The organism is Flavobacterium sp. I3-2 (assembly GCF_013389595.1).
Taxonomy (GTDB): Bacteria; Bacteroidota; Bacteroidia; order Flavobacteriales; family Flavobacteriaceae; genus Flavobacterium.
Window position 1 is genome coordinate 2701222 of sequence record NZ_CP058306.1, and the last position, 14943, is coordinate 2716164.

Sequence of the window (14943 nt, forward strand, 5' to 3'; positions counted from 1 at the left end):
TAGTTTTTTAGAATTGTAGGTTTTGTTAAAAAGTCGTTAAACTAATTGTAAATATTTAAAAGACTTGAAAATAGCAATAATGGATAATATTTACTAATTTTGCATTTCCAAAACAAATAAAGAATCATGTTAACAGTTTCAAATTTATCAGTACAATTTGGTAAACGTATTTTGTTCGATGAAGTAAATGCAACTTTCACACAAGGAAATTGCTACGGAATCATCGGTGCAAACGGTGCAGGAAAATCTACTTTCTTAAAAATTATAGCAGGTGATATTGACCCAACTTCAGGTCATGTAATATTAGAACCTGGAAAACGTATGTCGGTTTTAAACCAAAATCATAATATGTTTGATGAACAAACCGTTCTAGAAACAGTTTTGATGGGTAATAAAGTGTTGTACGCCGTTAAAAAAGAAATGGATGATCTTTATGCAGATTATAAAGATGAAAATGCAGATCGAATCGGTGAATTACAAATTCAGTTTGATGAAATGAATGGTTGGAATGCAGATTCTGACGCAGCTTCTTTATTATCTAATTTAGGTATTTCTGAAGATTTTCATTATATGTTAATGTCAGATATGGAAGGAAAACTTAAAGTTCGTGTTTTATTAGCACAAGCTTTATTTGGTAATCCTGATGTTTTGATTATGGATGAGCCTACCAACGATTTGGATTTTGAAACTATTGGTTGGTTAGAAAATTTCTTAGCAAATTATGAAAATACAGTTCTAGTTGTTTCTCACGACCGTCACTTTTTAGATGCTGTTTGTACACATATTTCTGATATTGATTTTGGTAAAATTAATCACTATTCAGGAAATTATACATTCTGGTATGAATCTTCTCAATTAGCTGCTAAACAACGTGCGCAACAGAATAAAAAAGCAGAAGAGAAAAAAGCTGAATTAGAAGAATTTATTCGTCGTTTCTCAGCAAACGTTGCAAAATCAAAACAAGCAACTTCTCGTAAAAAAATGATTGAAAAATTAAATGTAAATGATATCAAACCTTCTTCAAGAAGATATCCTGCAATCATTTTTGAACAAGAGCGCGAAGCTGGAGATCAAATTTTAAATGTTGTTAATTTAGCTGCATCTGTGGAAGGCGAAGTGCTTTTTAAAAATGTGGATTTAAATATGAATAAAGGAGATAAAGTAATTATTTTCTCTAAAGATTCTCGTGCAACTACTGCATTTTATGAGATTTTAAATAATAATTTAAAACAAGATGCTGGAACATTTGAATGGGGAATTACAACAAATCAATCTTATTTACCTTCAGATAATCATGCATTCTTTACTGAGAATTTAACTTTAGTAGATTGGTTACGTCAATGGGCTAAAACTGAAGAAGAAAGAGACGAAGTTTATGTTCGTGGATTTTTAGGTAAAATGATTTTCTCTGGTGAAGAAGCTTTGAAAAAAGGTTCTGTACTTTCTGGTGGAGAAAAAGTTCGTTGTATGGTTTCTCGTATGATGATGCTTAGAGCTAACGTTTTAATGTTAGACGAACCAACAAGTCACTTAGATCTTGAATCGATAACTGCTTTCAATAACTCATTGAAAAACTTTAAAGGTTCTGTTTTATTAACAACTCACGATCACGAGTTTGCGCAAACTGTTGGAAACAGAATTGTCGAATTAACACCAAATGGAGTTATTGATCGTTATATGTCATTTGACGATTATTTAGAAGATCCAAAAATTAAAGAATTACGTGCAAAAATGTACACAGTATAATAACATTAAAAAACTCGATTCAGCTGAATCGAGTTTTTTTATATTGTTTTCTTATCAATCATTTCTTGCATTACCGGAGAAACGTTTTTAAAAGTTGGATTCTGATAAATTATCGAACCAACATTCTTTTTATTTACTTTAAAAGTAACGTCGTTATCTGTTGTAAATAACAAAGCAGTTAAAAATGGATTTTTGATATACGAACTCAATACAACAAAAGCTTCTTCTACCGAATGATTACTTTCTATTTCTTCCGTTTTATATCTCGTTAGAAAAGCAAAATTGTAAGTGTTATTTTCTAAAATATTTAATTTTACAAAAACGTTTTTAATCTCGGTGTCACCCATGGTTTTTGCTAGGGTTAGTTTAGCAAATGTTCCTTTAGAAATACTGTCTTTTACAAGTTCGTAAAATTCGTTAAAAATTGGTTGATACAACATTTTTATGTTTTATTGAGCGTTTAAATTATTTAGTTAAGCAAGGAATTTCGTTAATGAAAAAGAAAGCGGGTTTGGTCTCTGTTTTCGAATTTTCTGAAATCAATACGTCTTTAATATTATAATATTCTTTTCCGGTCGCGTAATTTACTGTTAAAAGAGACATTTTAGAACTCGTTAATTTTTGCAAATCTTCGGGTTCTATATTAAAATAAGTATTTAAAACGCGAATATTATTTTTAGCTACATCATCATAAACCAATTGCGCACAAATTTCATTATCGTACAATTTAAGTTCAACAAAATCAGCGTTAATCAAATCGATTCGAATTGTTGAATTTGGGTCAAAACAACGATTAATTGTAAATTCTTTACTTTTTTCTAACCATTGAAATTGCAATACATTTTCTTGAGAATTTCTTACCAATGAAAATAAAATACTTTCTGTTTTTTCTGAAAAGTTTTTTTCAAAAATCAATTGATCATTAAGTTTAATTAAATCAACAGAATCGTTTTTAATTTCGTAATCAATCGAACATTTTTTATTCTGAGCTTGAACATTCATAAAAGTTCCTAATAAAAGGAAAAGTAATGCTTTTTTCATAGTTATATTTTATTACAAACGATTACTATTTTTTCGTTTTTATTGTTGGTTGTAAAGAACGCAAATTTTGAGCCACCATCTTTAATTTTCCATTTTTTTCTGATTTCTTCTACCGAAATTGGAAAATTACGTATAGTAATATTACATTTTTGATTTTCGAAAAACGTTTTCATTTCTTTTTTCTGATACGGAAGTACGTTTTCAATTTCAAATTTTCGACCAGGAAAATCAATTAATTCGTTATTTGTGTACAGATGTGAATGCTGATGTAATTTAGAAACTTTATAATAATTCGCAATTTTATTGAAATTTCCAGTTTTCATAACCGAACTAAAAGGTTCATACAAATATTGCATCGGTTCATCAATATCACAAAATAAATCGTCTTCAATTTGTGATGAAAATCGAATTTCATTTCCGTTTTTATCGATGTTTACCGCTTCAAGTTCAATCTGATTTTTAAAATCTTTTTCTAAAATCCAAAGTAACTCTTTAACTTCATTTTCTAAACTTATGATGTAAATCTTTTTTACAAATTCAAGCTCTTGTATTCCAGCAGAAATATCTAAAATTGGAGCTGTTTTAATTAAAATACGATTCGTAAATTTAAAATATTCCGTTAAATTTTCTGGAACATTTGGCGTACAATCTTTTAATAAAAAAACTTTTTGTTTGGAATCACTTCGACGAGCTGGGTCAATATAAATCCAATCGAAATATTCGTTTAATTGCTGTAAAGTTTCTAAAGAATCACCTTTAGATGTTTTTATATTTTGAATTCCAAATGCAGTTATGTTCGAAGCTACAATATTTGAAAGTTCTTTGTTAAATTCACAATGAACAACTTTCGTAAAATGTTTCGAAAAATAATAACAATCAATTCCAAATCCTCCAGTTAAATCGATTAATTTTTTACCTGAAATTAGACTTGATTTGAATTTTGCTAAAGGTTCAGACGATGTTTGTTCGATGGATAAAACAGAAGGAAATAGTACGTTTTTAGTGTTAAACCAAGTAGGTAATTTATGTTGTGCTTTTTGTTTGGCGTGAATTTGATTGATAATTGTTTTCCAATCAAAATCTGGAAACGGATTTTTTTTCAAAGCTAATTTTTGAATATCCGAAGTCAGATTATTATTTATAAATTCTTGAATTTCGGGCTTTAGTAAAAACGAAACATCCATAATTTACGAATTTGCTAAAACAAAAGTATGACAAGCCACAACAGCTGCAGTTTCTGTTCTTAAACGTGTATTTCCTAAAGCTACAGGTTTAAATTTATTATTGATTGCTGTTTCGATTTCTTTGGTTGAAAAATCTCCTTCAGGTCCAATTAACAAGGTGTATTTTTCGTTTATTGGAATGTTTTTGTGTAAATCATTCTTTTCTGTTTCTTCGCAATGTGCAATGTACAAATTTCCATCATGGTTTAAATTCATGAATTCTTTAAACGTTTTTGGCTCGTTTAATTTTGGAAGAAAAAATTGATTCGATTGTTTCATAGCCGAAAGCACAATTTTCTCAAATCGGTCGGTTTTAAAAATTTTTCTTTCAGAATGATCGCAGATAATTGGTGTGATTTCTTGAATTCCAATTTCGGTTGCTTTTTCAAGAAACCATTCAAAACGGTCGTTCATTTTTGTTGGAGCAACAGCTAAATGAATGTAAAACGGAAGGTTTTCTTTTTGTTCATGCTCAATAATTCTAATCGTGCATTTTTTTTCAGAAACAACTGTTATTTCTGTTTTAAATAAAAAACCTAAACCATTGGTTACATATAAAATATCTCCTTCTTTCTTACGTAAAACTTTAACTATGTGTTTACTTTCTTCTTTGTCAAAAAAGTAAGTTTCGGATTCGATATTTATATCAGAAGTGTAAAATAATTGCATAATTAAAATTCTATTCTTGCTTTAGAAACAGTTGTACTATCACTAAAATGTTGTTCTAAATATTTGTGATAACCTACAATTCCAATCATAGCAGCATTATCTGTTGTGTATTCAAATTTAGGAATAAACGTTTTCCAACCGTATTTTAGTTCAGCATCTTTCAAGGTTTGTCTAATCCCTGAATTTGCGGAAACTCCACCACCGATTGCAATTTGACTAATACCTGTTTCTGAAACCGCCATTTTCAATTTATCCATTAAAATATTGATGATGGTATATTGAACAGAAGCGCAAATATCAGCTTTATTTTCTTCAATAAAATTTGGATTTAAGGCTACATTTTTCTGTATAAAATACATAATTTGTGTTTTTAATCCACTGAAACTGAAGTTTAATCCAGGTACTTTTGGTTTTGTAAATGCATATGCTTTTGGATTTCCTTTTTTGGCAAATTTATCTATTAAAGGTCCGCCTGGATAAGGAAAACCAAGAATTTTAGCGGTTTTATCAAAAGCTTCTCCAACAGCATCATCAGTAGTTTCGCCAAGAATTTCAAGATCAAAAAATGAATTTACTTTAACAATCTGAGTATGTCCACCACTAATCGTCAAAGCTAAAAAAGGAAACGTAGGTTTTTCAAATCCAGCTTCATCGATAAAATGAGCCAAAATATGCGCATGCATGTGATTCACAGCAATTAAAGGAATATCTAAAGCCATTGACAAAGATTTAGCAAAAGATCCACCAACCAATAACGACCCCATTAATCCAGGACCTTGAGTAAAAGCAATTGCACTAAGCTGTTCTTTTGTGATATTTGCTTTTTTCAATGCAACATCAATCGTTGGAACAATGTTTTGTTGATGTGCTCTTGAAGCTAATTCAGGAATTACACCTCCATATTGTTCATGTATTTCTTGTCTTGCAACAACATTTGATATGACTTTATTGTTTAATAAAACAGCAGCTCCAGTATCGTCACAAGAACTTTCAATTGCCAAAATATAAGTATCTTGATTTTTCATTTTTTCATTAAAAGTTTACTGCTTTTTGATAGCAGATTTTGATTGAAATTCTATATTTTTGTTTATTAAAAATACAATTTCCAAAAGCAAATTTAAAACAATTACGACTATCAAAAAATTTTCTAAAATACTATTTCGAATTCTGTTAGTAATTTTGTTGCTAATCATTGCTGTATCAGTAGCTTTGACCACGCCTGTAGTACAAACAGCGATAGCTCAATTTGCATCAAAAAAGATAAACGAAGCGTTTAATTTGAATACTTCAATCGGAATGGTCGCAATTCGAATTGATGGAAATGTAATTTTAAAAAACGTTTCTGTAAATGATGATCACGAGAATACACTTGGAGATATTGGAAAATTACATACAAATATTTTAGATTTCAAAAAACTGATAAACGGTCAATTATTTTTTGGCTCTACAAAAGTAGAGCAATTAGATTTTCATATCCATACTTACAAAGGTGATACATTATCAAATCTTGATAAATTCATTGCAGTTTTTGATGATGGAAAACCAGGTTCAGGTAAATTCTTAATGAAAATTAATCACATTGAAGTTAAGAATGGAAGTTTTAGTATTACTGACGATAATAATAAAAATCCTAAAAGCTTAGATTTTACAAATTTAAACGGGGCTTTAGATAATCTATTAATTAAAGGTCCAAATATTTCTGCAAATATTACCAATTTGGCTTTTGATGATCATCATGGTTTTCAAGTAAAAGATTTAAAAACTGATTTTTCGATGACCAAAACATCGATGCAAATTGCTAATTTAAATCTTGAAACAAAAGAATCAGAATTGAAAGGTTCAATACAAATGAATTATGAAGTAGGTGATTTGAAATATTTTGTTGACAAAGTAAATCTTGAAATTGATATTGAAAAATCAATTTTAGCTACTAACGAACTTCATAATTTTTATAGTGAATTTGGTAAAGACAAGAAATTGTACTTAAAAACTAAATTGAAAGGAACTTTAAATAATTTCAAATTATCAAATACAAATTTGACGGACAATTTAAATTCGCAAATTCGAGGTAATTTTGAATTAATTAATTTGTTAGATAAAGAAAAAGAATTTAAAATTTCTACTCAACTTGATAGATTATACATTTCTCGTGAAAACGCAGTTTCTTTACTTCCGAATGTTTTAGGTAAATCACTTCCGGATCAATTGACCGCACTTGGAATGATTGATTTAAACGGAACCATTCAATATTCAAATTTTACTTTAGATGCTGACTTCAAAGCGATTTCTAATTTAGGGAAAGCTGTTGCTAAAATTTCAATGGAGAAATTAAATCAACCAAAATTAGCTACATATTTTGGAGAAATTAATCTTGAGAATTTTAATATTGGAAATTTAATATCACAACAAAATATAGGTTCTACTACATTGAATTTAATTGTAGATGGAAAAGGTTTTGATGCTGAAAGTTTAGATACTAATGTCAGTGGAGACATCGAATCATTTGCTTTTAATAATTATTTTTTTAAAAATATTAGTATTGATGGAAATTTAAAATGGCCACAATATCAAGGTTCTTTGATTAGTAAAGATGCAAATGCTTTAGTTGATTTTGATGGAACAATCGATTTCAGTGAAAAAGCAAAAGCCTATGATTTTAAACTAGATGTAGAACATATCGATTTACATGCTCTAAAATTAGTTAAAGATTCAATTTCAGAATTTAAAGGAAACATTGTTTTAAATGCAACTGGAAATTCAGTTGATGATTTTGCAGGAACGCTTCAGGTAGAAAATGCTTTTTATCAAAATTCACAAGAAGAATTTTACTTTGATAACTTTGAACTAAAATCTTCATTTGATGATGAAGGTGTTCGCACGATTGAAATGAATTCACCTGATATTTTAAATGGTTATGTACGTGGAAAATATCAATTAAAACAAGTAAAAGATATTATTGAAAATGCTCTAGGAAGTATTTACACCAATTACAAACCGAACAAGTTAAATGAAGGTCAATTCATGGAATTTGATTTTGATATTAACAGTAAAATTGTAGAAATTTTTGTACCTAATATTGAAATAAGTGAAAACACAAAAGTCAAAGGTAATATCAATGCTGATGATGGTGAGTTTAAATTCAATTTAAATTCTCCTTTTGTAAACTTTGCTAAGAATTCGCTAAAAACAATTGATGTAACAATTGATAATAAAAACCCATTATTTAATACATATATAACTATTGATTCTATTCAGATTCCAAATTATGATATTACAGATTTTAATTTCTTAAACATAACTCAGAATGATACTTTATTTGCTCGTACTGAATTTAAAGGAGGTAAAGAAGCAAAAGATTATTATAATTTAAACTTGTATTATACGATTGATGAAGGAAATAAATCAATAGTTGGATTACAAAAATCTGAAGTTAACTTCAAAAATTCATTATGGTATTTGAATGAAAAAGACGATTCGTCAAATCGAATTGTATTTAATAAAAAACTGACAGATTTTAATGTAGAAGAAATTTCATTATCTCATAACGAACAGATGGTTAAGTTAAATGGCGTTATGCGAGATTCAACGTATAAAGATTTGAATTTAACTTTTGACAAAGTTGATTTAGCTAAAGTGACACCTGATTTAAATAATCTTAGTTTTGCAGGTTTAGTAAACGGAAATATTTCTTTTATACAAGAAAATAAAGTTTTTAAACCAACTTCACATTTAACGATAGATAATTTAACAGTAAACGATATTCTTTTAGGTTTATTTAGTTTTGATGTAAAAGGTGATGAGTCTTTACGAAATTTTAAAGTCCATTCAACAATTGAAAATGAAAACGTGGAAAGTTTCTTTCTAAATGGAAATATCAATGTATTAAAAAACACAAGTAATTTAGATTTAGAGGCTGGTTTTGTAGATTTTGATTTAAAATCAATTGCTCCATTATTGTCTAGTATTATGGCCGATGTTCGTGGAGATGCTTCTGGTCGTGTAGCTATAAAAGGAACACATAAAAAACCAGTTATTGATGGACGTTTATATCTTAAAAATTCGGGAATGCGTCCTGTTTTTACAGGTGTGGATTATCTTTTTGAAGAAAATACAACTTTAGATGTCACGGAATCTAAATTCATATTACGAAATGCAAATATCATTGATTCTAAATATCAAACAAAAGGGGTTGTAAACGGAACCATTGCACATAAAGGTTTTCAAGATTGGAATTTGAATGTGCGCTTGAGTTCAAATAATTTATTAGCATTAGATACCAAGTATATTGAAGGAACACCGTATTATGGAAAAGCTTTTATAGATGGTTTTGCTACTATTGTTGGACCAGCCGAAGCTTTACATATAAAAATCGAAGCTAAATCCGAAAAAGGAACTGCAATCAAGATTCCGTTAGGTGATTCTAGTGGAGTTGGAGATAATAATTTCATTCATTTTCTTTCTCCTGAAGAAAAACGAAACCGAGAACTTGGTATTGTAGAACAAAATAGCATAAATCAATTTGGTGGTATTCAATTAGATTTTGAATTTGAAATAACTCCGGATGCTGAAATAGAAATTATATTAGATCCAGTTACCGGTCATGCAATGAAAGGAAAAGGTGCTGGTTTCATTACGATGCAAATTAATACTTTGGGAAGTTTTAATATGTGGGGAGATTTTCAAGTATATGAAGGCTATTATAATTTTAAATACGGTGTTCTAATTGATAAAAAGTTTACGGTTAAAAAATACGGAACCATTCGTTGGGATGGTGATCCACTAAATGCGGCTTTAGATTTGAGTGCGATTTATAAAACTCAAGCAAATCCTGCAATTATTATTGAAAATTCGGCAATTAATAGAAAAATTGATACCGATGTAGCCATTGTTCTTACTGGAAACTTAAGCAATCCAAATATTGATTTTGAGATTAATTTCCCAAATATTAGCTCAACTATTAAATCTGAAATTGAATACAAATTAGCTGATAAAGATACTAGAGAAACACAAGCTATGGCTTTATTAGCAACTGGTGGATTTATTACTTCGAATACGGATACGTCTGTGGTTTACGGAAGTTTATTTGAACGAGCTAGTAGTTTGTTTGATGATTTATTTTCAGATGAAGATAGTAAAGTTAAGATTGGAATGACTTATTCTCAAAGTGCTCGTAATCCATTAGCAGATGACGATGCAGCTCGAGTTGGTGTAACCCTTCAAACTCAAATTAGTGATCGTATTTTTGTAAATGGTAAACTTGGAGTTCCTGTTGGTGGAGCTGAAGACAATGTTATTATTGGTGATGTTGAAATTCAGTTATTATTAAACGAAGATGGAACTTTACGCGGTCGAGTATTTAATCGAGAAAACGACATCAACTATATTGGTGAAGGAATTGGTTATACACAAGGTGTTGGTTTAACTTACGAAGTCGGTTTTGATACTTTCAAAGAATTAATTCGTAAAATTATGATTCGTGCAGATAAGCGTGCAAAAGAAAAAGCTTTAGAACAAAATAATAAGAAAAAAGAAGAACAAATTCCGGATGATGATTACGGTGTTGATTTTCTAAAATTTCAAGAAAATAGAAGAGAAGAACAAAGTGATAGTCACGAACCACCAGTTAATAAAGAAAAATAATGGAACACATATTTGAAGCTTTTCAAAATAGCTTTCAACCAGATGAAAAAGCAATTTTTATTGCTAATGTAAAAGATGAAAAAAATCAAGAAGGCGATTTGATGTTAACTAATAAACGTATGGTTTTTTATCCAGCTAAACCCAAAGAAATTAGTGATGTTTTATTCATTAATATCGATTTGATAGATTCAATTGAACTAACTGCAAAAGGTGTAATTGTTTTGAGTGGAGATAAAAAAGGAACTTTTGAAATCGAACATTTAAAAGAAGATTTTGTTCAAAAACTTAAAAGTTTAAATAGTAACATACATATTTAGGAAATAATAAAAAACTGTCTCATAACGAGGCAGTTTTTCTCGTTCAAAAATTAGACAAAAACCTTAAAATTATTGAGGTTTTCAAAGATTTTAGTTATGAAATTCCAACATTACAATCAGAATCAGACCATACTTTTACATTATTCGTTTGATGATTTAATTCCCAAGACACATCCTGTTGGTATCATCGATAAGGTTTTTGAATCTATAGATTGGATATACTAACTTAGCGTTCAGTTGAAGTTAAGACTAAAATCTTAAATTTAGCACATGAAACAAGGACGAAAAATCTAATGTTGTTTTTAGAAATAATTCGTAGTAGATCGTTAAAATACTGCGTCAGAGCACTTTGTTTCTTTAGTGCTTTTAAAGAAAAAGAAAAGGATAATGAACTAAAATAGTTCTATTATAACCTTAACAAACTCTTGAAAAACTTCATATAATGCTTCATCAAGATAAAATGAATTAAAAACATAATTAAATATTATATACTCAAGTATTTGAACTTCAAAATCAAATAAAATCGTATACCTACAAGGTTTTGAAAACCTTGTAGAAAAAAAAACTTAGTAAAGTTTGCACTTGTATCAGGTAGATAAATATTAATTAATTCGAATTATTAACTACTTTCATCAAACTCTTCTCGAGATGAAATAAAGTTTACGGATCTATGATCTTTTAATGCTTCTTTTACACAATTCAGCTTAAATGCTAAATCGAATCTTACTTTTCTTTCCATCAAAATACCCCCCCAAATAATCTCTGACTTTTTGAGGGTATTGTAATTTTTCTGATTTTTAATTAGTTATCTTTTCTATTAAATCTATTATTCTAGATGAATATCCAATTTCATTGTCATACCAACCAACAATTTTAACCATACGATCCAGTACAGAAGTTAATTGAGCATCAAAAAGACAAGAATGAGAATTTCCAACAACGTCAATTGAAACAATTGGATCTTCTGTATATTCCAAAATTCCTTTTAGCTCATTTTCGGAAGCTTTTTTAAATGCTTCATTGATTTCATCAACAGTAATATCTCTATTTACATAACAAGTGATGTCAGTTAGTGATCCATCTGGAACAGGCACACGAATACCACCTCCACCAATTCGACCTTCATATTCAGGAAAAATTTTAGTTAATGCTTTAGCAGCTCCAGTTGTTGTTGGGATCATCGATTGGGCTGCAGCTCTTGCTCTTCTTAAATCTTTATGAGGTTGATCATGTAAACTTTGATCAGTAGTGTAGGAGTGAACAGTTGTTATAAAAGCTTTGTCTAAACCGCAAAGTTCTTTTATAATTTTTATCATTGGAGCTGCATTATTTGTTGTACAAGTAGCATTTGAAACAATTAATTCACTTCCATCTAAAATAGAATCGTTAACACCTAGAACGACAGTTTTGATTAAATTATCTTCTGGTGAAACTGAAAGTATAACTTTTTTTGCACCATTATTAATATGATTTTGAAGTAATTCTGTAGTTTTATGTTTTCCTGTACTTTCAATAACAATATCAATTTTTAAATCTTTCCAATTTATTTTTGAAATTTCTTTTTCATGAAAAAACACAACTTTATGGTTGTCAACTATAATATGATTTTCGTCAAAAATAACATCTTCAGATAATTTACCATGAATACTATCATATTTTAATAAATGAGCCATCGTCTTGTTATCAGCTAAATCATTAATAGCTACAACTTCTATTGTAGGATGGTTAATCAATAAACGGAACAAATTTCTACCAATTCTTCCGAATCCATTAATTGCAATTCTTGTTTTCATTAGCCAAAAAAATGAGGTCGTTCATATAGAACGACCAAAGTTATTATAAAATATGTTTTTGAGCTTTGTAAGATGAACGAACTAAAGCTCCACTTTCAACATGTCTGAACCCAAGTTCTAATCCGATTTGTTCATATTTTTTGAATTGTTCTGGAGTAATAAATTCTTTAACAGGTAAATGTTTTTTACTTGGTTGTAAGTATTGTCCAATTGTTAGAACATCCAAATTTACAGCTTTTAGATCATGCATTGTTTGAATTACTTCTTCTTCAGTTTCACCTAAACCAAGCATAATTCCAGTTTTTGTACGATTGGCACCGTTTGCTTTTAAATAACGTAAAACTTCTAAGCTACGATCATATTTTGCTTGAATGCGAACTTCGCGTGTTAAACGACGAACGGTTTCCATATTATGAGAAATAACTTCTGGATTAACTTCTAAAATACGATCTATGTTTCTTTCTATCCCTTGAAAATCAGGAATTAGAGTTTCTAGAGTAGTGGTAGGGTTCATTCTTCGAACGGCTTTGATTGTTTCGGCCCAAATGATAGATCCACCATCTTTCAAATCATCTCTGTCAACACTAGTTAAGACAGCATGCTTAATATTCATAATTTTTATTGAACGAGCAACTTTTTCAGGTTCATCCCAATCAACTGTTTCTGGACGACCAGTTTTTACACCACAAAAACCACAAGAACGTGTACAAATATTTCCTAATATCATAAATGTTGCAGTTCCTTCGCCCCAACATTCACCCATATTTGGACAACTTCCTGAAGTACAAATAGTATTTAATTTATATTTATCTACTAACCCTCTAAGTTCAGTATACTTTTTTCCGGTAGGTAATTTAACGCGTAACCATTTTGGTTTATTTTGCGTTGGTTTATTTGTGTCTAAAACTGTTTCCATGCTATAGATTACTATCTCCAACAAATATAATGAATAATCAAGTTTAATTTTAATAAAAATTACAATTATGATTAATAACAGATTTATTCAAGAATATTGATAAACTAATATAAGAAATTAAAACTCCTATATTTTTCAATACTAAATCGCAAAAAAAATTATCAAGTTAATAGATAAAAAAAACGTGAAATATTTAATTTCACGTTTTTAATATCATTTATTTTATTAAAACAATTTCTGTTCTACGGTTATTAGCTCTTCCTGCTACTGTTTTGTTAGAATCAATTGGATCTGCAGAACCAAATCCTTTCGCAGTCAATCTATCAGATTTAATTCCATTTTTAATCAAATAATCTCTAACAGCATTAGCTCTTGCGTCAGACAAAGGTAGATTTATACTTGAGTTACCTGTACTATCAGTATATCCATTAATATTGAATTTAGAATTTGGAAATTCTTTCATCTTTTTAACAATTCCGTCAAGAACAATATAAGATTGGGTTTGAAAAGTAGACTGATTTGTATTAAATAAAATTGTTTTAGCATAACCATTTAATACATCGATATCTTTTTTCTCCATTTGAGGACATCCGTGATTTGATTTAGGACCTGCTACATCTGGACATTCATCTAAATGGTCAGGTGTGCCATCATTGTCTCTATCTGGCCAAGGACAACCTCTGTTTTCAATCGGACCAGGAACACTAATACAATTGTCTAAATAATCTGGAGTTCCATCATTATCAGAATCTCTTAATTTTTCTTCAAGAGCATTGTATTTGTTTTGAATTTCTTCTAATTCATTTTGCATTTCAACAATCTCCGTGTTATCTTTTTTGTTAACATACCAATCTGCATGAGTAGGTTTGTTTCCTAAATAAAAAGTAACACCTACTGATGTATTTAAAATTGGATTTAAATGTTTTAAGAATTTTTTAGAAGGGTCAGGCACAGAAATGTTTACAGATCCTTTTTCACCATCAACTTCAACAGTACCTGAGGCTTTTAAGTCATCGTTTGGTCTAACAGAACCATCCCAAGTATATTTTTGTTTAAAGTTGTTGATTGCAGTTACATCAAGAGTCAAGGCAATTCTATTACTTAAACGAATTTGAGGAGTTAAACCAACCATAATGTTTACAGCATCATCATTTCTGTCTGGGAAATTACCGAAATTAAAAGTAGTATATCCAGCTCCTGCATGTAATAAAATACCAATTGTATTAGTCCACTCTTCAAACGATAAAACTCTACCAACGTTTATAACACCTTCTAAATTATATCTGTAGATGTCAGTTTTAAATGATTTTGAACTATCACCGTTTTTTAGATTATCGTAACCGAAACTTGCTTTTAATCCAAATTTACTGTTAATCATGAAACGGACCCCCGCATCAGCATGTAAAAAATTATAAGGAGCACTATAACCTTCACCCCAATTATGTAATGCTTTGTTCGCTCCACCATTTAATTCAACTGACCATTTGTTAAATTCTGAGGTTTGAGCTGTAACTGAATTATTTGCAATAAATAAAGTTAGTAATGGTAATAATAATTTTTTCATAAATACTTTTTTAAATTATTTAGATTTTTGTTTT

At 29.3% G+C, this 14943-nt stretch carries 12 protein-coding genes; 4 read left to right on the forward strand and 8 right to left on the reverse strand.

The window, feature by feature from the left end; genetic code table 11:
• Positions 1–126 precede the first annotated feature (126 nt).
• Positions 127–1746 (forward strand): ABC-F family ATP-binding cassette domain-containing protein, encoded by a 1620-nt coding sequence (locus HW119_RS12915; protein ID WP_177765041.1) that lies wholly within the window; start codon positions 127–129, stop codon positions 1744–1746.
• 38 nt (positions 1747–1784) lie between these two features.
• On the opposite strand, the gene HW119_RS12920 is transcribed toward HW119_RS12915, so the two are convergent.
• Genes HW119_RS12920 through tsaD form a run of 5 tightly spaced genes read right to left on the reverse strand, consistent with a single transcriptional unit; the run spans position 1785 to position 5704 of the window.
• The gene (locus tag HW119_RS12920; protein ID WP_177765043.1) at positions 1785–2186 is read right to left on the reverse strand and encodes a hypothetical protein; all 402 of its coding nucleotides are present in this window, start codon (positions 2184–2186) and stop codon (positions 1785–1787) included.
• Between the two features lie 25 nt (positions 2187–2211).
• Positions 2212–2787, reverse strand: a complete 576-nt coding sequence (locus tag HW119_RS12925) for a hypothetical protein (protein ID WP_177765045.1) — start codon at positions 2785–2787, stop codon at positions 2212–2214.
• Between the two features lie 2 nt (positions 2788–2789).
• Complete coding sequence (locus HW119_RS12930; RefSeq protein WP_177765047.1) at positions 2790–3971, reverse strand: class I SAM-dependent methyltransferase; 1182 nt, start codon at positions 3969–3971, stop codon at positions 2790–2792.
• 3 nt (positions 3972–3974) lie between these two features.
• Positions 3975–4679, reverse strand: coding sequence for a 16S rRNA (uracil(1498)-N(3))-methyltransferase (locus tag HW119_RS12935; RefSeq protein WP_177765049.1), 705 nt, complete (start codon positions 4677–4679; stop codon positions 3975–3977).
• A 2-nt stretch (positions 4680–4681) separates the two neighbouring features.
• Complete coding sequence (tsaD, locus tag HW119_RS12940; RefSeq protein ID WP_177765051.1) at positions 4682–5704, reverse strand: tRNA (adenosine(37)-N6)-threonylcarbamoyltransferase complex transferase subunit TsaD; 1023 nt, start codon at positions 5702–5704, stop codon at positions 4682–4684.
• Between the two features lie 154 nt (positions 5705–5858).
• Between tsaD and HW119_RS12945 the strand changes: the two genes are divergently transcribed.
• The 3 genes from HW119_RS12945 (at position 5859) to HW119_RS16765 (ending at position 10861) form a co-directional block, all read left to right on the forward strand.
• Complete coding sequence (locus HW119_RS12945; RefSeq protein WP_255497889.1) at positions 5859–10319, forward strand: translocation/assembly module TamB domain-containing protein; 4461 nt, start codon at positions 5859–5861, stop codon at positions 10317–10319.
• A complete protein-coding gene (locus HW119_RS12950; protein ID WP_177765053.1) occupies positions 10319–10636 on the forward strand; it encodes a hypothetical protein in 318 nt (105 codons plus the stop codon). The genes HW119_RS12945 and HW119_RS12950 overlap by 1 nt, the downstream gene beginning before the upstream one ends.
• A 96-nt stretch (positions 10637–10732) precedes the next feature.
• A complete protein-coding gene (locus HW119_RS16765) occupies positions 10733–10861 on the forward strand; it encodes a hypothetical protein (protein WP_255497890.1) in 129 nt (42 codons plus the stop codon).
• Between the two features lie 572 nt (positions 10862–11433).
• Here the strand turns inward: HW119_RS16765 and gap are convergent.
• The 3 genes from gap to HW119_RS12965 form a co-directional block, all read right to left on the reverse strand.
• Positions 11434–12429, reverse strand: coding sequence for a type I glyceraldehyde-3-phosphate dehydrogenase (gene gap, locus HW119_RS12955; protein WP_177765055.1), 996 nt, complete (start codon positions 12427–12429; stop codon positions 11434–11436).
• A 43-nt stretch (positions 12430–12472) separates the two neighbouring features.
• Positions 12473–13345, reverse strand: a complete 873-nt coding sequence (gene lipA / locus HW119_RS12960; protein WP_177765057.1) for a lipoyl synthase — start codon at positions 13343–13345, stop codon at positions 12473–12475.
• Positions 13346–13562: 217 nt separating this feature from the next.
• Positions 13563–14909: an OmpA family protein gene (locus HW119_RS12965; RefSeq protein WP_177765059.1), complete on the reverse strand. Its 1347-nt coding sequence runs from the start codon at positions 14907–14909 to the stop codon at positions 13563–13565.
• Between the last annotated feature and the right edge of the window lie 34 nt (positions 14910–14943).